This window comes from Neptuniibacter sp. SY11_33, assembly GCF_047778025.1.
Taxonomy (GTDB): Bacteria; Pseudomonadota; Gammaproteobacteria; order Pseudomonadales; family Balneatricaceae; genus Neptuniibacter.
In genome coordinates, this window is the sequence record NZ_CP180543.1 from 437,014 (window position 1) to 457,981 (window position 20,968).

Here is a 20,968-nt window from a genome sequence, read left to right on the forward strand (position 1 = left end):
CGAAAGCCTTAAGTTACGTACGTTGGAAAGAATTGGTCATCTTTGTAACACCCAGGGAATAGATTAGTACGAAGCGATTAATTTGCCTAACTGTGCAATAGCGTCGACTTGTTCTTTTTGCCGAGTGTAATGGGCAAAACATAAGCGAATATGGTGGTTAAAGCGCTGGTCTGCACAAAAGAGGTTACCGGGTGAAATGCCAATACCGGCCTCAAGCGCTTGTTGAAAAAGCTGATCACTATTGACCTGTTTAGGTAATGAAAACCACTGCAAAATACCGCCGCTTGGTTTGATAAAGCAGGTGTTACTGGGCCAATGTTGGCGGATATCTTCATCGAGCATCTCGACTCTCTCTTGGTAACCACGACTAACTTGAGAGAGATGACGGCGATAACGGCGCCCTATAAGTAATTCACTGATACCTTGTTGCGATATGGCAGAGCAGGCGATGCTGGTAACAAATTTTTGGAAGTTAACTTGTTCGTAGTAGCGACCGGGTAACACCCATCCCAGCCTTATATCGGCATCTACTGTCTTAGAAAAAGAGCCGCAATGAAGTACTCGTTGATCTGTATCCATCGCTTTAAGCGCTGTCGGTCTTTGTTGATTGAAGCTTAGTTCTGCGAAAACATCATCTTCAATAACCGCAATATCCCATTTGTTGGCAATGGCCATTAAACGCTGCCGACTCGCTAAATCTAGATTGAAACCCAGTGGGTTATTAAAGCTTGGGTTGGTCAATACGGCTTTAATTGGCCATTGAGTTAGGGCGGTTTCTAGAGCATCTAAATTAGTCCCTAGAATTGGATCAGATGGCAGTTCCAATACCTTAAGTCCCAAAGCTTCAATGCACTGTAGAGTGCCGTAGTAGCAGGGTGATTCAACGGCAATGGTATCCCCTATCTGGGCCACAGAGCGTAAACAGAGTGATAAAGCTTCCTGAGCACCATGGGTAATCACAATCTCTTCACTATTACAGCTAAACGCGGAGGCATTCAGGTGGTCCGCTAACACGGAAAGAAGTTTAGGATCGCCCGGCGGAGTGCTGTAATGACTGCGGCGTTTTTCACTGGTGTGTGCCCAATGACGAGTATGTTTGGCTTGCTGCTGATAATACCAAGCGACCGTTGGCCATCTGGAATCGGGGTAAGCCGAACCGAGAGCTAAGTGTCCATGTTGATTCGCTGCGCCCAAAACACTGAACGCAGTCGAGCCCAGTTTAACTTTGCGCGGCTTAATGGCTGGCACTGAGTTTTTCGGGGAGGAGACAAAGAATCCTAGGCGTGGTTTAGCGTAAATTAGTTGCGACTGCTCTAACTCAGTCAGGCCTTTGATGATGGTATTTTTACTTAACTGATATTGGAGGCTTAAGGCCCGGATCGAGGGCAAGCGGGTGCCGGGCGATAAATCACCGCTTTCGATTCTAGATTTAAGTTGCTGTACCAACAGTAAATACTTTTTCATGGGTACAGTTTGTATAAATTTGCAGGCAAGTGCAATTTTAAGCTTCTCTGTGCCCTTAAAACTGACCCGTCTGTGTCCCTTTTTTGTTTAGCCTTATCTCTCTACAGTGATGCAATCAATTTATACAGTTTGTAGAGAGTCAGTCATGCTGAATAAACAGCAGTGGATAACTTTAGTTCCTTGGGCGTTTGTGGGTATTTGGAGTACTGGTTTTATTGGTGCCAAGTATGCGGTGCCTTATATGGAACCTTTCAGTGTCCTGCTAGTACGTAGTTTGCTGACGATTGTTGTCTTTGCGGGTTTATTAGCATGGCGCAAACCGCAATGGTGTAGCTTGCCGCAAGCAGGTCATCAGATGGTAGTGGGGTTCCTCGTTCATGCCTGTTACTTAGGCGGCGTCTTCGCAGCAATAGACTGGTCACTTCCAGCTGGGATTACCTCATTGGTGATGGGTCTACAACCAATATTAACGGCCTTGTTAGCAGTTATCTGGTTACAGGAGCGGCTGTTGAAAACCCAATGGTTAGGCTTAGTGCTGGGTTTAATCGGTGTCGTTATGGTCGTCAGCCAAGGTTATTCACAGGGGAGCTATTTGGCTGGTGGAGATGCATGGATAGCTGCGGTGATTGCGTTAGTTGCTATTTCACTGGGCACGTTGTACCAAAAACGTTTTGGCGTCGGCGTAGATCTGATGGTAGGGGCTTTTTATCAATACGTGGCGATGGCCATTGTGATGGCTATATTGGCCTACGCATTTGATAGCGGTGTTGTGGAATGGAACTGGACCTTAATTGGCGCATTGGCTTGGATGGTATTGGGTTTGTCAGTAACGGCTATCTTGTTACTCCTCATTATGATTCGTGAGGGGGAGGCAAGTAAGGTTGCCAGTTATTTCTATCTGGTACCTCCTTTAACTGCGATAGAGGCGTGGCTTTTGTTTGACGAATCATTATCGATGTTTGCAATGGTTGGTGTTGTAGTGGCTGCTGTTGGGGTCTTTTGTGCAGCAAGAAAGGCGTGATGATTTAGCGCTTGGCTAAAATAAGAAATGGGGCGTTAAGCCCCATTTTCTACATTTTATGTGTAAGCCGAATCAGCTTAAAGTTGCCGTTCGACGCGATACATTCCGCCTGATGGAAGAACTGCTTAGCTTTTCGTTCTAGCGGAATGTGCATATTGGTCACAAAACAGGCGACGCCACGCCCATTCAATCGATCATGAGCTGCTTTTAGAAAACGATCTGTCAGGTCACCGTCGATTGAAAAGCCTGCATGGAATGGCGGATTACAGAGGATAAGGTCAAATTTATCGGTGATGCCCTCTGCACAACTAGCGGGTACGACTTTGCCGTTAATAGGATAACGGTTGAAGTTTCGCTCACAGGCTTTCAGAGCGGCAGCGTTGTTATCGGTCGCTGTTACCGGGATATCTAAGTGGCTAAGGTTTAAGGATAGATAGCCATAACCACAGCCTAAATCTAGAGCGTTTTTCGGCGGCTCTGGAAACGTCATTAAGAAACTATCGAGATGCTCAATCAAGTAGGCGCTACCACGATCAATTTTATCCCAACCAAATACTCCGGGTTTGCTGTAATACTCAAATGCATCGTCGCTGGCGGTGATCCGCAGTTGGTGGAAATCTTTAGCATCCAGCAGGTCTTTACTTGAAGCGTTTACTTTGGTGAGTGTGGCGGACCATGTGTTTTTATCGGCTTTGCTGCTATCACCATCACCAAAGAGCTTTTTAGCTTTGCTGAAGTAGGTTTTAATTCCTTCACCTTTCTCACCGGCAATATAGAGCTTTCCCTCAGGTTTTAAGCAGCGGAAAGCTTCATTGATAAGATGGTGTACCACAGGCTTTTCTTTAGAGACTCGGTAGATTACAGAGTCCAAACTGTTATCTTCGATGATGCTTAGATCATAATCGGAGAAGAAAACCTTCCAACCTTGACGATAAAGATGCTGTTCTAGATCGATGCGATTGGTAATGGCGATAACGGCTTCATTGGCTGGGATATTGGCACTGAGTAAGTTTTCATCAGCGAGCCAAAGCGAACGACCGGAAGCGCGTTGGATATAAGGGGCGATTAGATTAAAGGCTGTATCACTCATTAGATGCTATTAATCTCTTCTTCTGTCAGAAAACGGTATTCGCCGGGTTCTAGATATTCATCGAGCTCGATATTGCCGATACGTGCGCGGTGAAGCTCTTCTACTTTGTTACCTATAGCCGCGAACATACGCTTAACTTGGTGATAGCGGCCTTCGGTAAGAATGACTTCGGCTTCATTACTGGCAGTTAAGGTCAGCTCAGCGGGTTTAGTGCGCTCTTTATCATTGTGCAGCATTAAACCTTGCTTGAATTTCTCTACGGCATCTTCAGGAATTGGATCAGCTGTGGTTACTTGGTAGAGCTTGCCTGTTTTGTGCTTTGGCGAGGTGATTTTGTGAGCCCATTTGCCATTGCTGGTGATGAGCACTAAGCCGGTGGTATCCACATCTAGCCGGCCACAGATCGTTAGTTCTTCTGCTCGTGGTAGATCTATCAAGCTCAGAACCGTTGGGTGCGTGCCGTCATCATTGGAGCATACGCAGCCTAAAGGTTTGTGCAGCATGATGTACTTATCACCAGGTGCATCTACAGGATAGCCACTTAGATAAACCTCATCGTCTTCACCTACATGTATGGATGGGTCGGTTACTTCAATATCGTTTACAACAACTTCACCCGCTTTCATAAAACGGCGAACTTCTTTACGGGAAAAGCCGGAAGATTGTGCTAAGTATTTATCTAGGCGCATAAGGTAAGTCTATAACAAGCTGTAAAGTGCGTAGTATATCGGAACTGGCATTGTCCCTATAGCCTGCACCGTTTTTTAGTTGAAGGTTTTAAGCTACTATAGCGCCTTCAAATCAGGAGCCCTGCCGTGAAACTTTTTGTTGATAATCTGACCAATGTCGATTTTTCCTATTTACACCCTCAACGTGGGTTGATGGGGGAATCGTGGCTTGTGCAGTTAGAGCTGGATGGCAGCCTAAATGACCAAGGCATGATCTGTGATTTCGGTATTGTGAAGAAGAAGGTTAAGCAGTGGTTCGATCTATGGGTAGATCATGCGCTGGTGGTCCCAACGGGAATGCCACGTCTTAGTCATTCTACTCAAGACGGATACACTGAAGTTGAGTGGCTCTATGCTGATGGTGAAAGCTTTTATTGCCGCTCCCCTGAACCTGCAATCTGCCTAGTAGGTATGCCTGAGATCACAGAGCAGACTTTGGCTGAGTGGTGTCGCGATAAGCTTTTAGAACTTTTTCCTAATGAAGTAAAAGGGCTAAAGATCTCTTTTGTTCCAGAGAAAATCGACGGCGCTTTCTATCACTACAGCCATGGTTTGCAGAAGCATGATGGTAACTGTCAGCGTATTGCACATGGTCATCGTTCTAAGATCGAAATCTATATCAATGATCAACGTGAACTCAATCTTGAACAAGAGTGGGCTGAACGTTTCACCGATATCTATATAGGTTCGGAATCTCACCTAATAGAAAAGTGTGAGAGTCGTCACCACTACGCTTACACAGCACCGCAGGGTGATTTTGCAATTAGTCTACCTACATCGGTTTGTTACTTAATCGATACGGACAGCACGGTTGAATTGATCGCTGACCATCTGGCCAAGCAGATCAAGCAATCTTATCCAAATGATAAGGTGTTGGTGCGTGCTTATGAAGGTGTAGGTAAAGGCGCTATCGCTGAATACTGAGCAGAGAACCAAGGTTGAGTTTCTTTAACTCCTCACCTTTTTTACCTTCTTTTAGGCAGAAAAAAACCGCAGCCGGAGCTGCGGTTTAAAGAGTAGGACGGTGTAACTAGACTTAAGTCTAGCTTAGTCTCGCTCAACTGCCAGTGCAGTACCCATACCACCACCAATACATAGTGTCGCTAGGCCTTTCTTCGCGTCACGCTTGTTCATTTCGTGAACTAGGCTTACGAATACACGGCAACCAGAAGCGCCGATTGGGTGACCTAGAGCGATTGCACCACCGTTAACGTTAACGATGTCAGTGTTCCAGCCAAGATCTTTGTTTACAGACATTGCTTGTGCAGCGAATGCTTCGTTTGCTTCAACCAGTTCTAGATCATCTACAGACCAGCCAGCTTTTTCTAGCGCTTTCTGAGTCGCAGTGATTGGGCCTGTACCCATGATAGATGGATCAATACCAGAGTTAGCGTATGCTTTGATACGTACTAGTACTGGCAGACCTAGCTCTTTCGCTTTCTCTTCAGAACAAACGATTACTGCAGCAGCACCATCGTTGATAGTAGAAGCGTTACCTGCAGTTACAGAACCATCTTTTTTGAATGCTGGGCGTAGTTTGCCTAGCGCTTCTGCCGTGCAACCGAAACGTGGCTGCTCGTCAGTATCAAATACGATTGGATCGCCTTTACGCTGAGGGATCGTCACTGGGATGATCTCATCTTTAAAACGGCCGCCTGTTACAGCAGCTTCGGCTTTGTTCTGAGATGCAGCAGCAAATGCGTCTTGCTCTTCACGTGTGAAGCCGTATTTTTCAACGATGTTTTCAGTAGTGATACCCATGTGGTAATCGTTGAATGCGTCCCATAGACCGTCTTTGATCATTGTGTCGACCATTTTCCAGTCGCCCATGCGAGCACCGTTACGAGAGTTTGGAACAACGTGAGGAGAAGAGCTCATGTTTTCCTGGCCACCAGCGATGATGATGTCAGCATCGCCACAACGGATTGCTTGTGTAGCCATTTGAATAGCTTTAAGACCTGAACCACAAACTTTGTTGATAGTTAGTGCAGGAACTCCAATTGGTAGGCCGCCATTAAGCGTCGCCTGACGGGCAGGGTTCTGGCCACAGCCAGCAGTCAAAACCTGACCCATGATTACTTCGTCAACTTTTGCAGGGTCCAGATCGATCTTCTCGATCAGACCTTTGATAACTGTTGCACCTAGGTCAGATGCAGCAATTTTAGATAGGGAACCACCGAAAGTACCAACTGCGGTACGACCCGCAGCTACAATTACAACGTCACGCATTCGAAATGCCTCTTAGCTTAGCTATGTACAAAGTTCGTTCTTCACGATGATGGTATGGCCAAATTCATGGCCGATAATATTCAGTGAAAAGCGGCGTTTATTCAGTGACCGTTGTGCCCTCTCTACTCATTTAGGGGCGGCCAAAATCCGTTTTTCTGAGCACTTATACAACCTTTGTTATTTTTATTGCAGTGCAAGAACTCATCGTCCTAGCAGTCTGCGCGACCGAGCCCCCGGTTGTCAAGCCACGAAAGTAGCGGGTTGTATAAGACTTACGATTGAAATAGTAAGTATTGCGCTGCAGCAATAATTGAGCGTTTAATTTAAAAAGATGAGGGATATCAGGAGGTTCCGAGTAGGTGTGACCCTACTCGGAAGAAGGATTACAAATTAATCTGTAGATTATCGATTAATCGGGCTGGGCCAAGGTAGGCTGCTGCCAGTACGACTAATTGGGAGTCTTCAGGCGTCGCAGGTTGTAGATCCTGACTTCGACAGATCGCCAAGTAATCGCGTTTGAAACCAGCGGTTTCTAAACGCTGCTGAGCACTTTCAATCAGCGAGTCGAAGTCTTTATTACCTTCAACCAGTGCGGCTTCAATTTCGCGTAGAGAGGCATTAAGAACGGTGGCTGTTTCTAGTTCCTTTTCTGATAGGTAACCATTTCGAGAGCTCAATGCTAGGCCTTGCTCATTGCGGGCAATCGGCGCACCTTGGATCTCTACTGGCAGACTCAGGTCTTCCGTCATTCGACGGATAACCATCAGTTGCTGGAAGTCTTTTTCACCGAAGACAGCAACATCAGGTTGAACCATACCAAATAGTTTAGCTACGACCGTCGCAACACCGCGAAAATGGCCTGGGCGAGTTGCGCCGCAATAAAGGTCTGAAATCTCTGGTACTTCAACCTGTGTCTGAGATTCACGTCCATTCGGGTAAACTTCAGCATCGGTTGGTGCAAAAAGATAGTGACAGCCTCGAGAATTTAACTTCTCTTGATCAGCAACGAGAGTGCGTGGGTAATTATCTAGATCTTCCCCTGCACCAAATTGCAGAGGGTTCACAAAAATCGATGAGACGACAACGTCGCTATTCGCTTTTGCCTGATCGATCAATTGTAGGTGACCTTCATGCAGGTTACCCATTGTTGGTACAAAGCCGATGCGTTTGCCAGCTGCTCGCTCTTTATTGAGGGCTGCACGCAGTTCAGCAATGGTATGTAGAGTGATCATGTTTATTCAAACTCATGCTCGGAAGCAGGGAAAGTACCGCTTTTAACGTCAGTCACGTATTGGCTGATTGCTTCTTCGATGCTATTGGCATCAGCCATAAAGTTTTTCACAAACTTCGGACTGCGGCCTGGTGTTACGCCTAGCATGTCATGTAGAACCAGTACCTGAGCGTCTGTGTCAGAGCCAGCGCCAATTCCGATAACAGGCACATCCAGTGCTAGCGTGATCTCTTTTGCTAGGATAGATGGAACGCATTCAAGCAAAATAACGCTAGCGCCAGCATCTTGAAGCATAACGGCATCGTTAATCATTTGTTGTGCTGTTTCTTTATCGCGACCTTGAACTCGATAACCGCCGAGTTTATTGACAGTTTGAGGAGTCAGACCAAGGTGAACACACACAGGTATACCGCGTTCAGCTAGCATAGAGACAGTTTCTGCAAGCCACGCACCGCCTTCCAGTTTCACCATGTTTGCACCCGCCTGCATAAGCGCAGCGGAGTTATCCATAGCTAATTCTGGAGTGGAATAGCTCATGAAAGGTAGGTCGGCCATGATAAGGCTTCCCTGATTACCTTTGGCGACAGCTTGAGTGTGGTAAGCCATCTCTTCAACAGTTACGGGTAGAGTACTGTCATTGCCTTGAAGCACCATGCCCAATGAATCGCCTACCAGAATTACTTCTGTGCCAGCAGAGCTAACAACATGCGAGAAACAAGCGTCGTAAGCGGTAAGTACCGCGAACTTTTCGCCCGCTTTCTTCATTGAGGACAATGTGTGCAGAGTAATATTGCTCATGGAATGATCTTCCTGTTATTACGCGTTGGCGCGATTATACCTATATCTTTGTCAGGCTGCCCATAGGGCATGCAACTAATAGGGAAGACAAAGATACATCATTAGGCATGATTAAATCGGGTGCGATATCGGCCAGAGGGTATAGAACAAAGCTGCGCTCGTGCATAAATGCGTGCGGTACGCAGAGACGTTCGGTGTTGATTGGGCTATTGCCGTATAGAAGCAGGTCGAGGTCGAGGGTTCTTGGACCCCAGTGTCGTTCGCGGACTCTTTGGTGTTTTTGCTCAAGCCCTTGAAGCTGATCCAGCAGAGCATGGGCTTCTAGAGTCGTTTCGATCTCTGCAACGGCATTAATAAAGTCTGGTTGATCTTGAGGGCCAACCGGTGCAGAGCGGTATATGGGTGATGCTTTGACTAAGCGGCAGTTTTCAAGTTCGGCTAGCTCAGAAAATGCTTGCTCAACATGCTGAAGAGGGTTGTCTAGATTGCTACCCAACCCTATGTAACAACGAACCGCAGAGGTCATTGTGATGACTCTTGGCGGGGCTTGTTTGAATTAGAACGGCGACGACGAGGTTTACGAGGTTTATCGCCTTTACCTAAGCTTTTCACCATGCTGTTTTTGCTTGGCTCATTGGCGTTCTGGAAATCAGTCCACCACTGGCTTAATCCGCCTAGGTCTTCACCACTGTTTTCACGCAGTAGAAGTAGGTCGTAAGCTGCTCTAAAGCGCGGCTGTTCCATTAAACGTGCCGCACGATTGCCTTGGCGGCGTGGTAGACGCAGTTGCATCTCCCAAATCTCACGGATTGGGGTAGAGAAACGACGCGGTATAGCGGTTGAACGTACCTGTTCAGCAAGTACCTGATTCGCTGCTTCATGTAGAGCAGGTACCGGAGGCATCTTGTTCTCTTTCATCAACTGTTGCATACGTAGCTGAGTTGGGTACCACAAGATAGCTGCAAATAAGAATGCCGGTGTAACGCTTTTACGCTGAGCCAGACGGCGGTCAGTATTTTTAAGAGCGTTCTCGATCAAGCGTTCCAGCGGTACATCCAGATTGTCACTTTGTAACAGTTTCTGAACCTGCGGAAATAATGGCTCAAACAGATCTAAACGTTGTAACTGTTTGTATGATTCAGTTGCATGACCTGATTGCAAAAGTTTAAGCACTTCATCAAATAGACGCGCTGGTGCAATGCGTTTCAGCATTGGCGCTAATGTGCGAATCGGCGCTTCTGATTGTTGTTCAATCGAGAAATCAAGCTTAGCGGCAAAACGAGCTGCACGTAGCATACGTACAGGGTCTTCTTTGTAACGTGCTTCAGGGTCACCGATCATGCGCAGAATACCTTTCTGCAGATCTTCATAACCGTTCGCAAAATCGTAGACGCAGTGATCTTTTGGGCAGTAGTACAGTGCGTTTACAGTGAAGTCACGACGTAGCGCATCATCCTCTATCGTGCCATAAACATTGTCGCGCAGGATCATACCGCTATCGCATTGTTTACCTTGTTCGCCTTCTGCATTTTCAGCTTGGCTATCATGGCTTGCACGGAAGGTTGCTACTTCAATTAGATCACGACCAAAACGCACATGGACCAATTTAAAGCGGCGGCCGATCAGACGGGCGCGTCGAAACAGATCAGCGGCTTCTTCTGGGTGCGCATCTGTAGCTACGTCGAAATCTTTTGGTCTTTTCTTAAGTAGTAGGTCGCGGATACATCCGCCAACTAAGTAACCTTGGAAGCCGGCATCTTGGAGGCGGTAGGCAACTTTTAAGGCGTTGTCATCTAGATGACGGCGTGGAATCTTATGCTCATCTTCTGAGATCAACTTTTTTTCAACAGTAGTGATTAACTGCGTGTTTTCAGCCGAGTCATGAGTGGACTCGGTACTGCTGCCAAATACTTTGCTCAATGCGTTACTGATGGTTTTAAGCAAGGTTGTGCCTACCTATGCGATTTATCTAGCCGGAAAGGGTAGTAATTGTACGGGTGTTCAGGCTTATATCAAATCTAAACAGTGTTTACTGCCCGAGTTAAATGGGTGCGCAATCATACCACTGTTAAACAGCAGATTGGGAAATTTAAAAGATAGAAGAAAAAAGGGAAGGAGATGGGTAGCTGATCGCATCTCAGGCAACAACGGCTATTTCTCAGCTTGTTGTTTTTGTTCTAAGAGCAATATTAAGATCGTTACAGCTTCGCTACGATCAGCTTTCTTAAGCCTCATTATTATTTTTATTCGAGACAGGTACTTCTTTAATCTATTCCAGTTTTTATTTTTATTGGTGGTCTAGTTTAAGAAGTGTGCTTCTTTTTGTTATCGCGCAATATATTGCACGGCATGTGCCAGTTTTTATTATTCCTTACAAAACAACGGTTTATTATGTTCTGTTTGTTTTTTGATCTACTTTTGTAGCGGTTTTGTTACTGGGTGTTACGCTTTGGTACTAGTTTCTGGGTAGTACGGTAACACCTGAATTGTTACCGTAATGTTACTTAAACGTTACCCTTTAGACCTTGGTATAATCTATTTTTTCGACTTGCGAGGAATGCCAAGTTTTTGTCTACGTTCCCATAAGCACTTGCGGCTCACGCCCAGTTTCTTGGCCAGTTCGGTCTCGCTCAATTGGTCTTGGTTTTCCAGAACGAATCTTTGGAAGTAGTCATCTAAAGATAGTTTGGATTGGTCTTCAGTCTGTACTGCTTGAGGAGTAGCTTGGTTCATCGCGACAAACTGGCTTTCAATATCATCTAGTGAGCTTACTGGGATATCTAAGCCTAAAAGGTCCGTGGTAATGAATGGGCCTTCTGCAAGAATGGTTGCACGCTCGATGGCGTTTTCTAATTCACGAACATTACCCGGCCAGCTGTATCTACGCATGGTTTCAAGTGCATCATTAGCGAAACGTAAAGGCGCTGTTTCCATTCGCTGACAAACACGAGCCAGCATTTTTTCAGCTAACTCAATGATATCGTCTCCGCGTTCCCTTAATGGCGGAATGCGAAGCTCCATCACATAGAGCCTGTAGTAGAGGTCTTCACGGAACTCGTTCTGTTTCGCTAGCTCTTTTAGATTTCTATGGGTTGCAGCAATTAGACGAACATCAACTTTCTTTGATTGTACCGAGCCTACACGTCGGATCTCACCTTCTTGTAGGAAACGTAGCAAACGTGCTTGAGCTTCTAGAGGCAGTTCTCCAATCTCATCAAGAAATAGTGTGCCGCCATCTGCAGCTTCAAGTAAGCCGCTGCGGCTGCTGCTAGCGCCGGTAAAAGCGCCTTTTTCGTGACCAAAGAGTTCTGACTCAATTAGGCTCTCTGGAATCGCGGCGCAGTTCACTGAAATCATTGGGATATTGGCGCGATTGCTCTGCTCGTGAATAGCACGAGCTGCAAGTTCTTTACCTGTGCCAGACTCGCCTTGAATCAAAACAGTCGCTTGGGTACGAGCAACTTTCTTAATGCGCTTGTCGAGTTCCTGCATTGGTTGGCAGGAGCCAATGATATTGGTGCGGTTCTCGGAAGCTGCGGCATCATGTTCGGTAATGGGGCAGTCAGATTCTGAACGAGAGGAAAGAATATGCTGTACCGAACTGATCATCTCGTCGTGATCAAAAGGCTTAGCAATATAGTCGACAGCACCGAGCTTCATCGCATCAACAGCGGAGCGTAAACTCGCATAACTGGTCATGATCAGTACCGGTACTGATTTCGCCAACGATATCATGTCTGTGCCCGGTGCTCCCGGCAAACGCAGATCACTGATAATTAGGTTGAAGTCGCCAAGGTTGAAACGACTTGTGGCTTCATCAACAGAAGCGGCGTCGTCGACTTGGAAATGATTTTTCTCGAGTAGTCTGCGCAGTGCAGACCGGATAATTGTTTCATCTTCTACAATCAGAATGCGGCTCATCGGCTCTCTACCTCTCATCCCACTATCCTGCGCTGTCTGGATCTTCTGTCCATTTTAATCGCGGGAGCGTTATTACCACTTGAGTGCCTTTGTTCTGCTTGTTGTTGGCTGGGCTTATAATTTCAATATTACCACAATGTTCTTCAATAATATTGTAAACCAAAGATAGCCCTAAACCTGTACCCTGACCAGGGTCTTTTGTGGTAAAGAACGGTTCAAACAGACGCTCTTGGGATTCTGCTGATATACCGCTGCCTTCATCGGTTACCCGAAGTTCTACGGTTTCAATATTCTCATTGGCATGGAGCCAGATACGCCCGCCTTCAGGTGAGGCATCGCTGGCATTTTGAATTAGGTTTACAAAGATTTGATGAAGTTGTTGTGGATCACCACTAACACGAAGTTCATCGGGTATCTGATTGATGTACTGTTGTTGCTTGCCATGGCTATCCAAAGACATTAGGTGAATAGCTTCTTCAGCACATTGCGCAAGAGATACCGGTACTTGCTCACGTTCCGCTTCGGGACGACCTGCATGTGCGAATCTGACAAGGGATTGCACGATACGGCTGATACGTTTGGTTTGATCAACAATATGATCGCCGGTTTCAAGAATATAGTCGTTATCTGTTTCTAGCTTCAGATTCTGCGCTAGACAAGCGATCCCCGTTACAGGGTTGCCGATCTCGTGGGCAACACCCGCAGCAAAGCGACCTATAGATGCAAGTCGTTCGTTATGACCGAGTTTGTCCTGCATGATCTTGGTATCGGTCTCGTCTTCTAATAGCAATACCATACCAATATCGCGACGCTCTTTAAGGATCGATTTATGCAAACTGAACCAATGAGTTTGTTCATTTAAGATCAGTTTTTGGCTCAACTTGTGATCGCTATCCGCATGGGCGAACTCTTCTAAAATAGTGCTCCAAGTATCGGTGTGGCTTTGTAGAGGCGTGCCAATAATCTCTTCCGCTTTAATTTGGGTCAGGCGCTCCATCTCAATATTCCAGAACAGCACCTGTCCAGAGGTATCAAGTGTACAGACACCGACCGGAAGCTTTTGCAGCGTTAGGCGGTGGTAACGGCGCATCTCATCAAGTTCGGCAGCAAGACCAGTTAAGCGTTCTTGATAGTTTTCTAGCTGGTTTTCAATCAGGTGCGTATTACTGGCTTTGAAGGTAATTGGATCGGAAGGATGATCCAAAGGCTCAAGTAAAGCAGCAGCTTCTATAGGCCCAAGCAAACCTGAAAGGTTCGTTTCGAGCGCTGTACGCAGTCGTAATAGATCTATTGGGCGCACGGTTTGCGATTGTATATTAAGGCTCTCTAGTGCTTTTTGAACTTCGCGCTCTGCGGTTTTTCGGCCTAAACGGCTGGATAGTAGATCGGTAAAGTCATCAATTCTTGAAACACGCAAGTGATTGGAACTTGGCTTTTGTAACGCGTTCATCAAGCAGGATTGCGCGGCTCTACGCTCATCTTCCGATTGAGGGAATATCAGAGATACTACAGTCATCAACGCGGTGTTAAGCATTAGGGACAGAATCGCAATATGATCCCAGTTATCTGTATCTAAATCGAAAGGTACCAATTCGCTGGCAGAACTATCTAGAAGCGGAACTAACATGGTTAGCAGCCAGATCCCCATGCCCGCGGATAAACCTATGAGTAGACCCCAGCGGTTAGCTCGGGACCAGAATAGGGTGGATAGTAACCCCGGTAAGAACTGTAGGAAGGCGACTACAGCAACCACACCCATCTGATGTAGGGCAAAGTCCGTTCCTATATGGCGATAGAATAGATAGCTGGCAAGTAACATCGCCATGATCAAACTGCGTCTAAGCCATAATAGCCAGGCATAGAAACGAGGGGTTTTCGGTTTTGGGACTAACGGCAGGATAACGTGGTTTTGAATCATCGAAGCCATAGCCACTGTTGCCACAATCATAATACCGCTGGCGGCTGATAAACCACCGATAAATGCCAAGACCGTTAGCCAAGTAGAATCTAAGAAAACACCCATGTTGAGAAGGATGAATTGCGCTTCACCGCCTACGCCTAGTGCTTCCCCTGCCCAAAGAATGGGGGGGACTGCAGCTGCAAGCAAAAACAGAAACAGCGGCATCGCCCATGTGGCTTTATAGAGTGTTTCGTCAGAGGAGTTTTCGGTAAACAGCATGTGGAACATATGCGGCATCACAATTGCTGCGGTAAAAAATGCCAGTAGCAAGGTTCGCCAAGCATCGCTGTCTACAGGCGCTTCTAGGCGCTTGATCGATTCTGGATGGCTGGTGATAAAGTCATTAACGCCTTCAACCCCACCTAAGACACCAAAGATTGCAAAGCCCGCAATTACCAGAAGTGCGATCAGTTTAATCAGTGACTCAACTGCCATGGCCATCATTAGGCCTTGATGGGTTGTTCGCAAAGAGGCGTGACGCGCACCGAATAAAATCGAAAAGAGAGCGATGACAAAGCAAAACCCTAAGCCGATTTGGTCAACGCTAAATTGGTCATTGAGCAGATACAGGGCATCGGTAACCGCTTGTATCTGAATTGAAAGCATTGGGAGAGTGGCGATGACGGTCAGTACGGCTGTAATAGTACCGACCGCCCCGCTGCGAAAACGAAAGGCGAGTAGATCGGGTAGCGAACTAAGCTGGTATGTCCTCGATATCCTGAGAATGGGGATCAGCAGCACTGGGCCTAAGATAAAGGTGACGACAGCACCCAGATAGGAGGCTAAAAAGCTATATCCCGATTCTTGTGCCAGTCCAAACGCACCATAAAACGTCCATACGCTGGCATATACCCCGATAGAAAGTACATGGGTAAATGGATGGTGCACTAACTGCTTCGGTAATAGTCCTCTCTCAGTAAGGTAGGCCGTACCAAAGAGGAAGAGCAGATAAGCAACTCCGATCAGGATGAGTAATGGAAGGCTAAACATCTCTCGGCCTCCGCTCGATCAGGAATGCTAATAAGATAATAACAAGCCAAGCGATGTAAGGAAGGTACCAGGGTGTTGTCAGGCTCTGCCAGCTATCAATAATGAGGGGTAATACCATGTATAAACCCGGTATCAATAACAGTAGGACACGGTGGAAATACATCTTACGACTCGTTTAGTAGCGGCTTACTGAGTGTTTGTTTTATTTTACGTATATCCCAGTTTGCAATCGCCCACTCCAGTAGTTCATCTCTACTTGCGTATAGCAGTTCTCGTGGAGGTTCTTGATCTAAAAATTGCAAAGCTTTAAACAAAACTGGGATGGGATCGCTGGTTTCTAATGCCGGTGCAAAGGTTTGCTTGCTCAGCTTTTGGCCTTCGGTGTTAGTCGCCACAGGAATGTGTGCATAAGCGGGTGTTGGATAACCTAATCGTTGTTGTAGATGAATCTGTTTGGCCGTTTCATCTAGTAGGTCAGAGCCGCGCACAATATGGGTGATACCTTGCAGATAATCGTCGATAGTAACGGCGAGTTGGTAAGAGTAGAAACCATCACGGCGGAATACAACAAAGTCGCCCGTACTACTTAAATTATAGGCGTGGGGGCCTTGGATAATATCGCGAAAACTAATGAGCGTGCCGTTGCTATTGATCCGAATGGCAACGTTGGTATCTTGCTCCGGTGGGTGCATTAAACAATGTTGGTCATACACTAAATTATCGCAACGGCTTAAGATCTCTTTACGTGAACAGGAGCAAGGGTAAGCGTGATGAGCTTCAAGTAGTTCCTGCATTACAGGCGCATAGAGTTCAAGACGTTCGCTTTGAAGGCTGAGTTCACCATCCCAATAAAGACCGTAACTTTCCAGTAACAGTGGGAATTGTTCTTTGACGTCTGGCTGTTCGCGAGGAGGATCTAAATCTTCGATGCGTAAAAGCCATTCACCCTCATGGGCACGTGCATCCAGAAAGCTGGCGAGTGCAGCGAGGAGTGAACCAAAATGCAATGGCCCAGTAGGGGATGGGGCAAATCGGCCGACATAGGTCACGATAAATGCTTAAAGCTAAGCCAGCTGTAAAAACTGGCTTAGTTTCGATTTAGCTGCCGAGTTGCTTTTCTTTGATCTCCGCCAGCGTTTTGCAATCGATACACAAAGACGCTGTTGGTCGAGCTTCAAGACGGCGAACGCCAATTTCGATACCGCAGGCATCGCAATAGCCGTATTCATCTTCGTCGATCAGCTCAAGCGATTCATTGATCTTTTTGATCAATTTACGTTCGCGATCACGAGTTCGTAGCTCAAGGCTGAATTCTTCTTCCTGGCTAGCTCGATCGCTTGGATCTGCAAAATTCGAAGGTTCTTCGCGCAGATGGTGGATAGTGCTATCCACTTCTTCCATCAGTTCTTGTTTCCAAGCACCTAGGATTGCACGGAAATGATCCTTCTGCTTCTCATTCATGTATTCCTCACCCTCAACTAGCGGGTAAGGATCAATATGTGTGAAAGATTCGCTCTTGTTTGGCATAAGCGCTGCCTCACTCTCTTTCGTAAGTCACCTTAAGGGTGACTTCACTTGCCTGTGTTTAGTTATGCAATAAATACACTGATTTAGCATAGAAGGCAGGCAAATTACCAGATGCCTCGCCGTTTCGCTAGCCCTAAATGTATTCTCTTGATACTAAAAGACATCTCATTAGGTTTAGTTCACCTTGAAGTGCTTGTAAATAGGGGCTCTAGACGGGATATTCGTAAATGGTCTGAGGTATACTGCCATTTTTAGTGTTTGATCAGGTATTCGCATGGTATTCCGTCCTTCCCAACGTGTTGCAGAGATTGAATCTTTTAAAGTGATGGATCTGCTAAAACGGGCCAAGCAACTTGATGATGCCGGATGCGACGTTATCCATATGGAGGTGGGTGAGCCTGATTTTGCCACAGCCCCCTTGATTGCAGAAGCAGCCAAAGCGGCGATTGATAGCGGCCTGACTCAGTATACACCTGCAGCAGGCGTCCCCGAGTTACGTGAGGCGATCAGTCAGTGGTATACCACGAAATATGGACTAGATGTCGCTCCTGAACGCATTGTGGTCACCACCGGTGCTTCCAGTGCTTTGTTGATGGTGTTCTCTTTGCTCGCCGATGCTGGGCAATCGTTTATGATGGCTGATCCGGGTTATCCATGTAATCGCCAATTCCTGCGCTTTTTAGAAGCTAAATCTCAGTTAGTGCCGACTAATGCAGAAGATAATTTCCAGTTAAACGCTGAGTTGATCAAGCAGCATTGGCAAGCTAATACCGCGGGAGTGCTGTTAGCTTCTCCTGCTAATCCAACCGGTATGCTCGTCCATCGGGATGAGTTAACTGATATTGCGGCGACAGTTAAAAAACTAGGTGGTCATCTCGTTGTTGATGAACTCTATCATGGACTTACCTACGGGATAGATGCGCCAAGTGCATTGGAAATCGATCAAAATGCCTTTGTAATCAATAGTTTTTCTAAGTATTTTGGTATGACTGGGTGGCGTTTAGGCTGGTTGGTGGCGCCTGAAGAGGCAGCGCCCGAATTAGAAAAGTTAGCGCAGAATTTGATGATTTCGCCAAACACAGTTTCACAATATGCTGCTCTAGCTGCATTCAAACCTGAAACAATTTCTGAACTGGAGCACAGACGTTTTGAGTTCCAAAAACGTCGTGATCTTCTAGTGTCTGGATTAAGAGAGTTAGGCTTTGATCTGCCTGTTACTCCTGAGGGGGCATTCTATGTTTATGCAGGCGCTCAGCACCTTACGGATAACACCTTCGATTATTGCTGGTCGTTGTTAGAAGAGGATCATATAGCGACTACGCCGGGGCTGGATTTTGGTCAGCACCGCAGTCATGAATTTATTCGATTCTCCTACACTACAGGATTGGATCGCATTCAGTCGATGCTGGAACGTTTAGGTAAAAGGATTCAAAAATAATGCAGTTTGAAAATCTAATCGAAGGGCGTTTGATCAAGCGTTATAAGCGTTTCCTCGCTGATGTTGTTTTGTCGGATGGTCGCGAAGTTACGGTTCACTGCCCGAATACCGGCTCCATGAAGAACTGTGCTGATCCAGATAGTCGTGTTTGGGTGCGTGATAGTGGGAATCCTAAACGTAAATACCCATTGGGCTGGGAGTTGGTGGAAGTTGAAGGGCGGTATCTCGCCTGTATCAATACCGGTCTAGCGAATAAGCTGATTCGAGAAGGTATTGAGCAGGGGGTAATCGCTCAGTTGCAAGGCTATACGGATATACGTCAAGAGGTTAAGTATGGTGAAAACAGCCGTATTGATCTCTTGTTGGAAGATGAAGAGAAAGGTCGGGTATGGGTGGAAGTGAAGAATGTTACTTTGCTTGAGTCTGATAACTGGGGAAGCTTTCCAGATGCAGTGACTAAGCGTGGCGCTAAACACTTGCAGGAGTTGATGGCGATGGTTGAACAAGGTGATCGTGCTGTGATGCTGTTTTGTGTGCCTCACACAGGGATTCAACAGGTACGCCCTGCCGATCAGATCGATCCAGAATATGGCCGCTTACTGCGTGAAGCGATAGCGGCTGGGGTAGAAGTAATTGCTTATGCTGCAGATATCTCGCCTGAACAGATCAGTATTCAGCGCGAGATTCCGGTAATTACTTAGCCGAGGATCACTTGGCCGTCATCTAAGGAAAATGGGATGGCGGTTAGGCTATCTTCTACGCAGGGGCCTGAGATACATTCGCCACTGTCAATTTTGAAAAGCGCGCCATGGGTCGCACACTGGATGAAGGTCTTGTCGTAATCTAGGAACTGATCAGGCTGCCATTCCAGAGGGATACTGCGATGCGGACAGCTATTCTCATAGATGTATAACTCACCACGGTATTTTACTGCGAAAAGCTTTTTGTCGTCGTGATCAAACCCTTTGGCCTGACCTTCAGTAATCTCATCAATGTGGCATAAGGCTGTCATTAGAAAATTACCTCTTGGATCCGCAGCTGCTCTAATAAACGTACGATCGCTTCATCATCGTCGGTATCGATTGAAAGAGTAAATGCTTGCTCCTCTTCTGTTAGAGGCTGGGCAAGCTGTTGTTGTTCCAGCATAACCGCAATATCAGCATCGGAAGCATCCGAGCCTTCATTGGAACGGCGTTTCAAACGGGCTTCAATCAGTTTTTGCTCGCATTCGCAGCTGATAATGCGGATAGGTATACCGAGTTTCTCTGCCAATTCGATATAGTTCTGACGTGTTCTTTGGCGCAAACAAGTTGCATCTACAATCACCGAGTAGCCGTTACGTAATAGCTCTGCGCTGGTATCAAAAAGATGATTGAAGGTATGGGCGTTCATTTGTGGACCATACAGATCAATCTTTTCCCCTTTTAAGCTCAACTCGCGGAAAAGACGTTTGCGCTCAACATCCGAACGGATACGAATAGTATCGGTTTGATCAACGAGTTGTTGGCTTAAGTGGCTCTTGCCACTGCCGGAAATGCCATGCATTAAAAACAGTGCTGGTTTTGGTGCTCGAGCATAGTAATCAGTCAGGCGTAGATAGCGGCGCAGGGTTTGTAGGTCGTGATGCTCACCTAGTACTGCAACCTTTGCGCGAACCATGGAGCGGTATGCTTTATAGAAATTAAGCAGTGGTAGGGCATGGTAATCGCCACTGATTTCTAAGTAACGATTTAAACAGCGATTGGCCCAGCGGAATTCACTGTTGGCTTCCAGATCCATAAGGAGGAAAGCAAGATCACAAATGCTATCGATCCAGCGGAACTGTAAGTTAAATTCAATACAGTCAAATAGCCTTAGCTCATCATGGAAAAGCGTGATGTTGGCTAAGTGAAGGTCGCCATGGCATTCGCGAATATGACCGGATTGCTTGCGTTGTTCAATCAGCGGCGTCAGCTTACGGAACTGCTGCGCAGTATAATGGGATAGCTTTTGTACTTTGTGCCAGTCATCTAGTTCGTCGATAGCATCGGTGATATGGCTGAAGTTATCGGAGACAACTTCCCAAATCGTTTCTGCTTCCCCCCAAGGACTGTCTTGCGCCACAATCGGAATGCGCTGGTGAAAATCAGCAATCTGTTCGGCTAATGTATCGATCCAGCTAGCTTCAAAACGATGATTGGCTAAAAGTAGATCGAGGCGTTGAGAGTGATCAAATTGCTGCATCTGAACAGCATATTCAATGATCTCTTCATCGCCTTCTGGATTGAATATCGGATTCTCAGCACTGCCGCCAATACTGATGACTTGCTGGTAAATATCAGGCGCTAATCGTTGATTTAGACGTAGCTCTTCCTCACAGAAGTGCTGACGCTTCTCTAGCGTGGTAAAATCCAGAAAACCGAAATCCACTGGCTTTTTAACCTTATAGGCAAATTCGCCTGTTAAGATCAGCCAGGAAATGTGGGTTTCTATCACCTCAATCTGGTCGACTGGATGTGGATAGAACGAAGCTTGTTTTAGAGAGTCGATTAGGGTCATAAACGTACTGATATACCTGCTAAGGGAAGGCAT

At 46.4% G+C, this 20,968-nt stretch carries 18 protein-coding genes; 4 read left to right on the forward strand and 14 right to left on the reverse strand.

Annotated elements, in window-relative coordinates; translation table 11 throughout:
• Positions 1 to 63: 63 nt before the first annotated feature.
• A complete protein-coding gene (locus ACMXYV_RS01970; protein ID WP_415890119.1) occupies positions 64 to 1,464 on the reverse strand; it encodes a PLP-dependent aminotransferase family protein in 1,401 nt (466 codons plus the stop codon).
• A 145-nt stretch (positions 1,465 to 1,609) separates the two neighbouring features.
• Between ACMXYV_RS01970 and ACMXYV_RS01975 the strand changes: the two genes are divergently transcribed.
• The gene (locus ACMXYV_RS01975; protein ID WP_415890120.1) at positions 1,610 to 2,485 is read left to right on the forward strand and encodes a DMT family transporter; all 876 of its coding nucleotides are present in this window, start codon (positions 1,610 to 1,612) and stop codon (positions 2,483 to 2,485) included.
• Between the two features lie 49 nt (positions 2,486 to 2,534).
• On the opposite strand, the gene ACMXYV_RS01980 is transcribed toward ACMXYV_RS01975, so the two are convergent.
• Both ACMXYV_RS01980 and ACMXYV_RS01985 read right to left on the reverse strand, forming a co-directional pair.
• Positions 2,535 to 3,575 carry a methyltransferase gene (locus ACMXYV_RS01980; RefSeq protein ID WP_415890121.1) on the reverse strand — a complete coding sequence of 347 codons (1,041 nt, stop codon included), beginning with the start codon at positions 3,573 to 3,575 and terminating at the stop codon, positions 2,535 to 2,537.
• The gene (locus tag ACMXYV_RS01985) at positions 3,575 to 4,264 is read right to left on the reverse strand and encodes a pseudouridine synthase (RefSeq protein WP_415890122.1); all 690 of its coding nucleotides are present in this window, start codon (positions 4,262 to 4,264) and stop codon (positions 3,575 to 3,577) included. The genes ACMXYV_RS01980 and ACMXYV_RS01985 overlap by 1 nt, the downstream gene beginning before the upstream one ends.
• A 126-nt stretch (positions 4,265 to 4,390) precedes the next feature.
• Here ACMXYV_RS01985 and ACMXYV_RS01990 point away from each other — a divergent pair, with 126 nt between their 5' ends.
• On the forward strand, positions 4,391 to 5,227 hold the full coding sequence (locus tag ACMXYV_RS01990; protein WP_415890123.1) for a 6-carboxytetrahydropterin synthase: 837 nt from the start codon (positions 4,391 to 4,393) through the stop codon (positions 5,225 to 5,227).
• Between the two features lie 123 nt (positions 5,228 to 5,350).
• On the opposite strand, the gene ACMXYV_RS01995 is transcribed toward ACMXYV_RS01990, so the two are convergent.
• The 9 genes from ACMXYV_RS01995 to dksA all read right to left on the reverse strand — a co-directional run bounded on the left by ACMXYV_RS01995 (position 5,351) and on the right by dksA (position 16,959).
• Complete coding sequence (locus tag ACMXYV_RS01995) at positions 5,351 to 6,532, reverse strand: acetyl-CoA C-acetyltransferase (protein ID WP_415890124.1); 1,182 nt, start codon at positions 6,530 to 6,532, stop codon at positions 5,351 to 5,353.
• Positions 6,533 to 6,915: 383 nt separating this feature from the next.
• The gene (gene panC / locus ACMXYV_RS02000) at positions 6,916 to 7,764 is read right to left on the reverse strand and encodes a pantoate--beta-alanine ligase (RefSeq protein WP_415890125.1); all 849 of its coding nucleotides are present in this window, start codon (positions 7,762 to 7,764) and stop codon (positions 6,916 to 6,918) included.
• Positions 7,765 to 7,766: 2 nt separating this feature from the next.
• Positions 7,767 to 8,561, reverse strand: a complete 795-nt coding sequence (gene panB / locus ACMXYV_RS02005; protein WP_415883329.1) for a 3-methyl-2-oxobutanoate hydroxymethyltransferase — start codon at positions 8,559 to 8,561, stop codon at positions 7,767 to 7,769.
• Positions 8,562 to 8,601: 40 nt separating this feature from the next.
• On the reverse strand, positions 8,602 to 9,087 hold the full coding sequence (gene folK / locus ACMXYV_RS02010) for a 2-amino-4-hydroxy-6-hydroxymethyldihydropteridine diphosphokinase (protein ID WP_415890126.1): 486 nt from the start codon (positions 9,085 to 9,087) through the stop codon (positions 8,602 to 8,604).
• Entirely contained in the window at positions 9,084 to 10,505 is a 1,422-nt protein-coding gene (pcnB, locus tag ACMXYV_RS02015) for a polynucleotide adenylyltransferase PcnB (protein WP_415890127.1), read from the reverse strand. The genes folK and pcnB overlap by 4 nt, the downstream gene beginning before the upstream one ends.
• Positions 10,506 to 11,096: 591 nt before the next feature.
• Positions 11,097 to 12,482: a sigma-54-dependent transcriptional regulator gene (locus ACMXYV_RS02020; protein WP_415891413.1), complete on the reverse strand. Its 1,386-nt coding sequence runs from the start codon at positions 12,480 to 12,482 to the stop codon at positions 11,097 to 11,099.
• A gap of 22 nt (positions 12,483 to 12,504) precedes the next feature.
• Positions 12,505 to 15,432: a sensor histidine kinase gene (locus ACMXYV_RS02025; RefSeq protein WP_415890128.1), complete on the reverse strand. Its 2,928-nt coding sequence runs from the start codon at positions 15,430 to 15,432 to the stop codon at positions 12,505 to 12,507.
• Between the two features lie 164 nt (positions 15,433 to 15,596).
• Complete coding sequence (gene gluQRS, locus ACMXYV_RS02030; protein WP_415890129.1) at positions 15,597 to 16,481, reverse strand: tRNA glutamyl-Q(34) synthetase GluQRS; 885 nt, start codon at positions 16,479 to 16,481, stop codon at positions 15,597 to 15,599.
• 49 nt (positions 16,482 to 16,530) lie between these two features.
• Positions 16,531 to 16,959, reverse strand: coding sequence for an RNA polymerase-binding protein DksA (gene dksA, locus ACMXYV_RS02035; RefSeq protein ID WP_415890130.1), 429 nt, complete (start codon positions 16,957 to 16,959; stop codon positions 16,531 to 16,533).
• A gap of 274 nt (positions 16,960 to 17,233) precedes the next feature.
• On the opposite strand from dksA, the gene ACMXYV_RS02040 reads away from it, so the two are divergent.
• Together ACMXYV_RS02040 and sfsA are read left to right on the forward strand one after the other, a co-directional pair.
• Positions 17,234 to 18,397 carry a pyridoxal phosphate-dependent aminotransferase gene (locus ACMXYV_RS02040; protein ID WP_415890131.1) on the forward strand — a complete coding sequence of 388 codons (1,164 nt, stop codon included), beginning with the start codon at positions 17,234 to 17,236 and terminating at the stop codon, positions 18,395 to 18,397.
• Positions 18,397 to 19,098, forward strand: coding sequence for a DNA/RNA nuclease SfsA (gene sfsA / locus ACMXYV_RS02045; RefSeq protein ID WP_415890132.1), 702 nt, complete (start codon positions 18,397 to 18,399; stop codon positions 19,096 to 19,098). The genes ACMXYV_RS02040 and sfsA overlap by 1 nt, the downstream gene beginning before the upstream one ends.
• Here sfsA and ACMXYV_RS02050 read toward each other — a convergent pair.
• Both ACMXYV_RS02050 and ACMXYV_RS02055 read right to left on the reverse strand, forming a co-directional pair.
• On the reverse strand, positions 19,095 to 19,409 hold the full coding sequence (locus ACMXYV_RS02050) for a Rieske (2Fe-2S) protein (protein WP_415890133.1): 315 nt from the start codon (positions 19,407 to 19,409) through the stop codon (positions 19,095 to 19,097). The genes sfsA and ACMXYV_RS02050 overlap by 4 nt on opposite strands.
• A complete protein-coding gene (locus ACMXYV_RS02055) occupies positions 19,409 to 20,935 on the reverse strand; it encodes an AAA family ATPase (RefSeq protein ID WP_415890134.1) in 1,527 nt (508 codons plus the stop codon). Before ACMXYV_RS02055 ends, ACMXYV_RS02050 begins: the two co-directional genes overlap by 1 nt.
• Between the last annotated feature and the right edge of the window lie 33 nt (positions 20,936 to 20,968).